Here is an 8909-nt window from a genome sequence, read left to right on the forward strand (position 1 = left end):
AGCTGTTCTGTACGCCTTACCTTTTTCGGATATAATGAATTATAAATCAGCGATTTTCGCGACTAAATGGATTTAAGAAAACAGTTAAGGGTAAAAAGGTGAACTGCCCGTCCCGAGGTCATGCTTGCTTTTGGTGGTACGTACAAGTTATATAATTGAACATAGAAAACGTTGGGTTTGGGGGATAATATGATCAGCCGAATCGTACGAATGATCTCTTCGCTTAGGGACCGGATTTCGCGCAGATTGGTCAATAAGCTTATTTTGTTGTTTACGACCATCATCATTTTGGTGGTTGGCCTGCTGACCGTGATTTCCTATCAGATGCTCCAAAAAGAATCCGTCGGCAACAGCATCGACAGCACGACGAGCAATCTCAGGCTGGTGAACGAGAATCTGAAAGACTACCTGGATGGGATCGAACAGCTGTCCCTGCCGCAAATTCATTACGATGAAATCATCCGGGCCATCCTTCAGGAAAAGGACGACTACTCTTCCCGTATGTATCTTGAGGATTACCTGCGCAGCATGTTTTATTCCCGGAGCGATTTGGAAAGTATTTATTTGTTTCTGATCGACCAGAAGAAATACTATTCCATCACCCGGGAGGCTTATAACATCACGATTCGGATCAGCTATCAGGAGGGGATTCCCGATCAGCCGTGGTACAAGGACGCCATGAACAGCCAGCATAATCGCTCGTTTCAATCGTTTATCGTTCCGGGCGCCAAATCGGGATACGACATGGATGTGGAACCCGATTTTATGGGCTATCACCGCGTGCTGCGTTCCATCCCCACCCGGGAGGCGAAAGCGGTGCTGTCCTTTTATTTCAAGCCGTCCGTCAAAGACGAAATTATGAAGGATATTCCCTTCGATGAAGGGGATCATCTTCTGTTCCTTGATACGGACAACGTCCCTTTCCATGCCGACGATATCGGTTTTTACCGGGAAATGCAAAGCAGCAACGTGCTGACGAAAATCGGGCGCAACTCCAAGTCTCAGCAAATGACCTGGACCGATCCGCTGAGCCGCCGGTTTTTGATCGTATACAATGTCGAGGAGGGCGATGGCTGGAAGCTGGTCAAGCCGATTCCTTACAGCAAAATTTACGCGGCGGCGACCACGACCCGGAATTTGAGCTATATGATTGGGCTTATATTCCTGCTGATTTCAGTCATATTGGTCACGCTGATTTCCAACGAAATCACAAAACCGCTGAAAAAGCTGTCCCATCAGATGAGACGGTTCAGCGAGGGCACCTTCGATGCGGCGATCGAAGTCAGAGGGCAGGACGAAATCGCTTATCTCTCCCGGCATTTCAACAAAATGGTTCGCCGGACCAATGATTTAATCAATGAGCGATACAAGATGAAACTGGTGGAAAAGAATGCGATTCTGAAGGCCCTGGAAGCTGAGATCAACCCTCATTTTCTGTATAACGCGCTTCAGGCGATTTCTACGAAAGCGTTAAAAAGCGGGGACGACGAAGTGGCCGACATGATCGACTCGCTCGCCCTGACGCTAAGGTACTGCATCAGCGGCAAGGATATCGTGCTCGCGAGCGATGAATTGAAGCATATCGAGCATTATCTGGCGCTGCAAAAAGCCCGGTACGGCAGCCGTCTGAGGGTCGTGGTGCAGTGGGAGGAGGAGCTAAGGAGCTTGCTTATTCCGAAGCTGTCGATCCAATCCTTAGTGGAAAATTCAATCAAACATGCCGTAGAGAAGGTGTCGACTCCCGTTACGATCGTCATTCGCGCGGAAAAAGGCGATACGCACGCCATCATTTCGGTGCTGGACAACGGCCCCGGAATAACCGCCGAGAGAATCGAAGAGCTCGAAAGCTCGTTAATGCTGGAATGGGAAGAGCATGAGGGCGACAATATCGGGCTTAAGAACCTGAATACCCGTTTGAAGCTGCTGTACGGCGAAGACGCCGGCCTGCTGATCCGCAGCGACAGGAACGAAACCGAGATGAGAATGCTGATCCCGCTGGGAGGTAACCACCATGTACAAAGTGCTGATTATTGACGATGAAGAACCGCTTCGCGAGGCGATCCGCATCTTGGGAGACTGGAACAGGCTTCAGGTGGACGAGGTGCTTGAAGCGACAAACGGAAAGGAAGGCCTTGCCATGCTGGAGGAGCATCGGCCCGATTTGGTTATGGTCGATATGAAAATGCCCGAGCTGAGCGGCGTAGAATTCCTGAAGGCCGTGGAAAAAGATTACCCGGAGCTTGCGACCATTGTCATCAGCGGCTACAACGACTTTGAATATACTCGTCAGGCTATTCACTCCAAGGCCAAGGATTACCTGCTAAAGCCGGTGAACCGTTACGATCTCAATCAATCGCTGGCGAACGCATTCGAAGGGCTGCGAGCCAAGCAGCAGATCAAAAACGAATCGATCACGCGCAATATCGCTTTTAACATGTCGCTTCCGAAACTGAAGGAGAAAATCTACGGCTCCATTATCGAACGGGATTTCAAAATGCACAGCAACCGCACGTATCTTCCGCTGATTGGAGCGGATGATCCCCATCTGTGCTTCGGCGTGTTCGTACTCAGGATCATGAACATGGAGGCGGTTCGAATCAGCCGTTTCCACAGCGACACGGAGTTGCTGTACTTTGCGGTGGCCAACGTCATCAACGAGGTTGCCGGAAATCAGCTGCAGTGCTTCAGCTTTGCCAATCCCAAACAGGAGCGCGAGATCATTGCCGTCTATACTTCCTCCGAGAAATATCCGCAGGAGTTGTCTTTTCAGATCGATCATTTGATACGAAAGGTCATCGCCACTTTAAGCGGTTTGTTCGGCATCCTTCCCGCGGGCGGATCCGGGCAAGCCAGCTCCAATGTACTGGAACTGGCGGATTCTTACGAAGCCGCGCTTTCCGCAATCCAGGGAATTGATTTGCTGAAGCTGAAGGGAGCCGCAGCCATCGGGGCGGCCGACAAAGGCCCCGTGAAGGACGGCTTGTCGTTCACGAGCCGAATGCCGATTCTTCGCGGCGCATTGGAGTCCGGGAACTGGAACCATGCCCGGACCGTCATGAGCGAATTTACGAAAAAGATCAAAACGGCCGAATCCTTCAGCTTTGGAGCTGCCGACCGGACCGTTCGGGAAATCGTCGTTTTGCTTAACGATCAGGCGCTGGAGCTGGGTGTTCCGGCGGATGCTTTACCGCAATCCGGCGGGGAACGGGCGCTGCGGGCCTTGGGCGTAGGCACGGATTTCGCGACCTTCGATGAGTTCGAGGAACTGCTGCTGCGGATTCTGGAGTATTATTGCGTTCAGCTCCGGCGAGTGCTTGCGGCGAATCGTCCGTTTAACGTCGAGGATATCAAGGAATACATCGACAACCATTATTTTGAAGACATCAAAATTTCCGTGTTTACGGAGAAATATTTTCTAAGCAGGGAATACTTAATGAAGCTCTTCAAGCAGCAGTTTGGGCTCGGCATCCACGAGTATGTGCAGCAGGTTCGGATGGATAAGGCCAAGGAGCTTTTGGATGACGTTTCCTTGAAAATACAGGATATTTCCGAGATGCTCGGCTACAAGGACAAGAACTATTTCAGCAAGGCATTCCGGAATTATTACGCGGTGTCCCCTTCCGAATATCGGATGAAAAACGGGGACGGGTCAAAAAGTGAACCCGTTTGATCAATCCACTTTTTTACCCTTAAGACGCCACATATCTACATTTTTCTAACGTTGCCTTTTCTTTAGAATAAGGAGCATAGAAGGTAGTCAATACCCTCTAGGAATTTACAACAATAAGAAAGTGGGGGCGTAATGTAATGAAGAAAAAAATCCTAGCCCTGTCATTCAGCCTGGTGCTGATCATGGGTCTCCTGTCCGCCTGCGGCGGCAACAACAACGCGGCGAATAACGGCGCGAACGGTGCCAATGCGGGAAGCGGCGGAAACGCCGCAACCGACGATTCCAAACCGGTCACGATCAACATGTTTACGGCTTCACCGGAATACACGGACGCTTTTAACGCTTATATCGAAGAGTACAAAAAGGTTAAACCAAACGTAACGATCAATCTTGAAATCATGCAGGCCGACTACAACACCGTGCTCAAATCGAGAATCGCGGCCGGCAGCACACCTGACGTATTCCAAACGACCGCCGGCGGCGACATCGACACCTTTGCCGAATACAGCGCCGATTTGACCAATGAGCCTTTGGCAGCAGCCATGACGGACGCCGTACGGAACAACATGACCTCCTCCGATGGAAAAGTGCTCGGACTTCCCGTCAAGGGCAACCTGTTCGCCTTGATCTACAACAAGAAGCTGCTTGATGAAGCCGGGGTAACCAGCGTGCCGAAAACCACGGCCGAAATGGACGACGCGATCACGAAGCTGGAAGCCAAGGGGATCACGCCTTTTGCAAACGCTTATAAAGAATGGTGGGTATGGAAACATATTTTCCAACACTTTGTTGATGCGGCTGCACAAGACGCCGGCGTTTCCTCCAAAGATCTTGTAGACAAATTCATCGCCGGGGATGCTCATTTCAAAGACTATCCGGTTCTGTACAACAACTTCTTCAGCTTCATTGATACAACCGTGAAACATGGTACGGATAAACCGCTGGAACGCGACAGCAACGCCGAAGTCAGCGACTTCGCTTCCGGCAAGGCCGCATTCATGACCGGTAAAGGCGCATGGGACGAAGAAGCCATCAAGAAAATCACGCCGGACATCCAAATCGGCATCGCCGGTTACCCGGTCAGCGACAAAGCGGAACAAGCAACGATCATCACCGGGGCGGACCAAGCGCTGCGGATCAACAAGGACTCCAAAGTCGTTAAAGAAACCGTTGATTTCTTCAACTGGCTGTACACTTCGGATTACGGCAAAAACTGGTTCTCCAGCGTAGCCAAAGTTATTCCTCCGATCAAGGATGCTCCGCTTCCGGATCTGGATATGCCGAAACAAATGGCTGAAATTCTGAAAACCGAACCTTCGGGCGATCTGGCCATCAACTACTCGCTGGATACGTTCCACCAAAAATTCGGTGAAATCATGCAGGCTTACATCGGCGGAAGCGCCTCGAAAGATCAAGCCGTAGAACAAATCGAACAAGCTTGGGTACAACTGGGTTCGGCCCAATAAACCGGTGGCAGGCTGTTCCACTCCTTTTAACTCAGCACCAGACGGTGCTGAGTTAAATTTTTATCCGGGACTTTTTAGCGGTTAAAACGATGAAAAAACATAACGGCTTTTCGATACTTTGGGATAATTTCATAATGGAAAGCCGTAATTTTAACGGGGCAGGTGTTGGTTATGGGGGACAGGATTCAAATTGAGGAAAACGGGCTTCATCTGGTTTTGGAGATTACGGAAGAACGGGAGGTATTGCTGCTCCACTTTGGGGCGCGCCCGCTGGCGGAGAATATTCGCAGCGACCGGAAGCCGGGCTTCCGGCTGATGGAGCTGCAGCTGACCGGAGAGGACCGGGCAGAATATCATGGACGGACCCACCGGGCCACTTATCCGGGTCTGCGGATGAAATACGAGACTCACTCCGATACTCGCAACGACAAGGGACGCAAGCTGGAAATTACGCTGCTGGACCCGGTGACCTCGCTTCGCGCGGTGCAGCATTTCCAGTTCTATGACGGAGTCGGGACCGCTCGAGCCTGGGTCGTGCTTGCCAATAAGGGAACTCGGGAGCTGGGCGTAGAGTATGTATCGTCATTTGCCTTGACGGGCCTTGATAAAGAAGGCGCGCGGGACCGAGACGATAAAATGGCGCTCTCCATTCCGCACAGCGGATGGCAAAGCGAGCTTCAATGGCGGACTTCTTCGCTGCCCGAGCTGGGCATGTCCCACTTGACGGATCGCAGCTCGAAGCGGATCTCCTGCAGCAATACCGGCTCGTGGTCGGCGTCCGAGCATATTCCCATGGCCGTGTTGGAAAATAAGGAAGCCGGAACAAGCTTGTTCTGGCAGATCGAGCATAACGGCTCCTGGCATTGGGAAATCATTGACCAAAGCGATTTCTTGACAATCCTGATCAGCGGACCGACGGAGCATGACAATCAATGGTGGATTTCGCTCGGGCCGGACGAAGAATTCGTCAGCGTACCGGTCGCGGTGGGCGCGGTTTCCGGCGGCTTTGAGCAAGCCATTGGAGAACTGACGAAATACCGTCGCCTGATTCGCCGCCCTAACGCCGACAACCGGGATTTGCGCATTATCTTCAACGATTATATGAACTGTCTTTGGGGCGCGCCAACGACGGCTAAGCTGCTGCCGCTGATCGACGCCGCCGCGGAGGTCGGCAGCGAGTATTTCTGCATCGACGCCGGCTGGTACGCGGCAGGCGAGTGGTGGGACGGCGTCGGCGAATGGCTGCCGTCGCCCGAACGTTTCCCGGAAGGCATCAAATATGTGCTGGATTATATCCGCGGCAAAGGAATGGTTCCGGGACTGTGGCTGGAACTGGAGGTTATGGGCATCAACAGTCCGAAGCTCGCGGAAACCGACGACAGCTGGTTTTTTATGCGCCATGGGCAAAGGGTCAAAGACCGCAGCCGGTATCAGCTCGATTACCGGAATCCGCAGGTGGTCGCCCACGCCAATGAAGTGATCCGGCGTCTGGTCGAGGATTACGGGGTTGGCTATATCAAGATGGATTACAACATCAACGCCGGGATCGGGACGGAGACCGATGCGGACAGCTATGGAGACGGTTTGCTGCAGCATAACCGGGCTTACCTCGCCTGGCTTGACGGTATTTTTGCCCGGTATCCTGACCTTGTGATCGAGAACTGCTCCAGCGGCGGCATGCGCATGGATTACGCCATGCTGAGCCGTCACAGCATTCAGTCAACGAGCGATCAGGAGGATTACGTGAATTATGCCGCCATCGCAGCGGCATCCCCTTCGGCGCTTACGCCGGAGCAATCGGCGATCTGGTCCTATCCGCTGCGCGAGGGCGATGACGAGGAAGTCGTCTTCAATATGGTCAACGCGCTGCTCCTGCGCGTGCATCAAAGCGGCCATTTGGCTGAGCTCAGTCCTCGCCGCAGGGAGCTGGTGAAGGAGGCGCTGGATTACTACAAAACGATCCGCCGCGATATTCCCGAAGCGCTGCCGTTTTGGCCGCTGGGTCTGCCGACGCAGCAGGACGATTGGGTCAGCCTCGGATTGCGCCACGAGGATACGCTGTATCTCGCGGTATGGCGGATCGGCGATGATGCATCATCGTCTTCCGTCAAAGCGTTGCCGCTTCCCGCGCTGAAAGGAAAGGAGCCGGAAATTCGCTGCGCATACCCGCAGGGCTTCGACAGCCGCTGGACGTGGAATTCCGGAAAAGGCGAACTTCGGGTATGTCTTCCGAAAGGGAAGTCGGCAAGATTGTTTGAAATTCGGATCAACAAGCCCGTTTGACATGAAACCATTTGGTGTCATATAATCGTTATGAAACCAAACGGTTTCGTAATGATTGAGAAGAACCTTTTGAGAGGAAGATACCCAAATGGATCAAAATCACAATGAAGCGGGACTGCTGCCGGATATCCGCCATACGCTCATGCTGAACGCTCCGATCTCCAGAGTGTGGGACGCGGTGGCAACCTCGGAAGGCATTGCGGCCTGGTTTATGCCGAACAACTTTCAGGCGATCGACGGGTATGATTTTTACCTGAACGCGGGTCCTTTCGGGGAATCGCCCTGCAAGGTGACTTTGCTGGAACCGCCGCACCGCTTGTCTTTTAATTGGGGCAAGGATTGGACGATTACGTTCATGCTGGAAGAACAAGGCGACCAAACGGAATTCACACTGATTCATGGCGGCTGGAAAGCGGAGCAGCTCACCGAATTCGGGGAAGCTCACGATTTGGTTCGCGGGCGCATGGACCAAGGCTGGGCCGGAATCGTCAAGAAGCTGTCCGATGTGGTCGGAGTGTAATCCATGCCGGCCGCTTCCGCGAAGCATGACGTCTTCCAGGCGATCGCCGATCCGACGCGCCGCGAGCTGCTGAATCTGCTCGGCGGCCAGGAACTGCCGCTTAAGGATATCATTGGCCGTTTCCCGATGAGCCGGACCGCCGTGTCCAAGCATCTTCGGGTGCTGACCGAAGCCGGGCTGGTCCGCGAACGGCGGGTCGGCCGGGAGACGCGGTACCGCCTCGATGCCGACCCCCTGCTTGAACTGAAACGCTGGCTGAGCTATTACGAGCGTTTCTGGGAGAACAAGCTGTCCATGCTCAAGCATTATGTGGAAACCGAGCCGGGCGAAACGGAGGGGCTGAGGCTGGTCCCATCCGATTCGGCGGACGCACCAAAGGAATAGCAAGGGTAGCGGGGGGAATCCCCGCTATTTTTGTTAATGCTTAAGTCTTAATTCAGTTGAGCACGCGAAGCGTAGGAAACAGAAAATCCCCCGCATATGCGGGGGATACAGTCGAGGCTTATTGCGAAATGATCACCTGATGCAGACGTTATAATAGAAGTGTTCAAGCAACTATGTATAACAAAAGTAAAAGGGGGTTAATGGCTAATACCACGTCAGCACAAATGGACTCTTAATACTACTTCTCAACTATGGAGCCACACGAACTGGAAATCCTCCTGTTAATTGGCCCCTTATTGAACCTGGACAAACACTAACTGGAAATCCTCCAGCTAAATCATCGATTTAGGCCGTAGACTTCCTTGTTTGCCGAAATTAGTTAAGATGAACGAAAGGCAGCCCCTGTTCGCACACCGTAGGTTAAAATGGAAGTGAAGACCACCATTTCAGAGCTACATGCGAAAGGAGCTGTTATTATGAAGAATACCATAAAATATGTAGGTTTGGATGTATCCAAAGAAAAAATTGCGGTGGCGATCGCAGACGAGGGGCGGGAGCCGGCGCGATACTATGGAGCCATTGCCCA

6 protein-coding genes are annotated in these 8909 nt (G+C 52.5%); all 6 read left to right on the forward strand.

Annotation, left to right across the window (positions count from 1 at the left end; all coding sequences use genetic code 11):
• Positions 1 to 189 precede the first annotated feature (189 nt).
• The 6 genes from ACI48K_RS25295 (at position 190) to ACI48K_RS25320 (ending at position 8323) form a co-directional block, all read left to right on the forward strand.
• Positions 190 to 2034, forward strand: a complete 1845-nt coding sequence (locus ACI48K_RS25295) for a cache domain-containing sensor histidine kinase (protein ID WP_475030401.1) — start codon at positions 190 to 192, stop codon at positions 2032 to 2034.
• Positions 2012 to 3670: a response regulator transcription factor gene (locus ACI48K_RS25300; RefSeq protein ID WP_475030402.1), complete on the forward strand. Its 1659-nt coding sequence runs from the start codon at positions 2012 to 2014 to the stop codon at positions 3668 to 3670. The genes ACI48K_RS25295 and ACI48K_RS25300 overlap by 23 nt, the downstream gene beginning before the upstream one ends.
• A 137-nt stretch (positions 3671 to 3807) precedes the next feature.
• Positions 3808 to 5136: an ABC transporter substrate-binding protein gene (locus ACI48K_RS25305; RefSeq protein WP_475030403.1), complete on the forward strand. Its 1329-nt coding sequence runs from the start codon at positions 3808 to 3810 to the stop codon at positions 5134 to 5136.
• Between the two features lie 171 nt (positions 5137 to 5307).
• Positions 5308 to 7419 (forward strand): glycoside hydrolase family 36 protein, encoded by a 2112-nt coding sequence (locus tag ACI48K_RS25310; protein WP_475030404.1) that lies wholly within the window; start codon positions 5308 to 5310, stop codon positions 7417 to 7419.
• 88 nt (positions 7420 to 7507) lie between these two features.
• The gene (locus ACI48K_RS25315) at positions 7508 to 7939 is read left to right on the forward strand and encodes an SRPBCC family protein (protein WP_475030405.1); all 432 of its coding nucleotides are present in this window, start codon (positions 7508 to 7510) and stop codon (positions 7937 to 7939) included.
• 3 nt (positions 7940 to 7942) lie between these two features.
• A complete protein-coding gene (locus tag ACI48K_RS25320) occupies positions 7943 to 8323 on the forward strand; it encodes an ArsR/SmtB family transcription factor (protein ID WP_475030406.1) in 381 nt (126 codons plus the stop codon).
• Positions 8324 to 8909 lie beyond the last annotated feature (586 nt).

Source organism: Paenibacillus terrisolis (assembly GCF_056171975.1).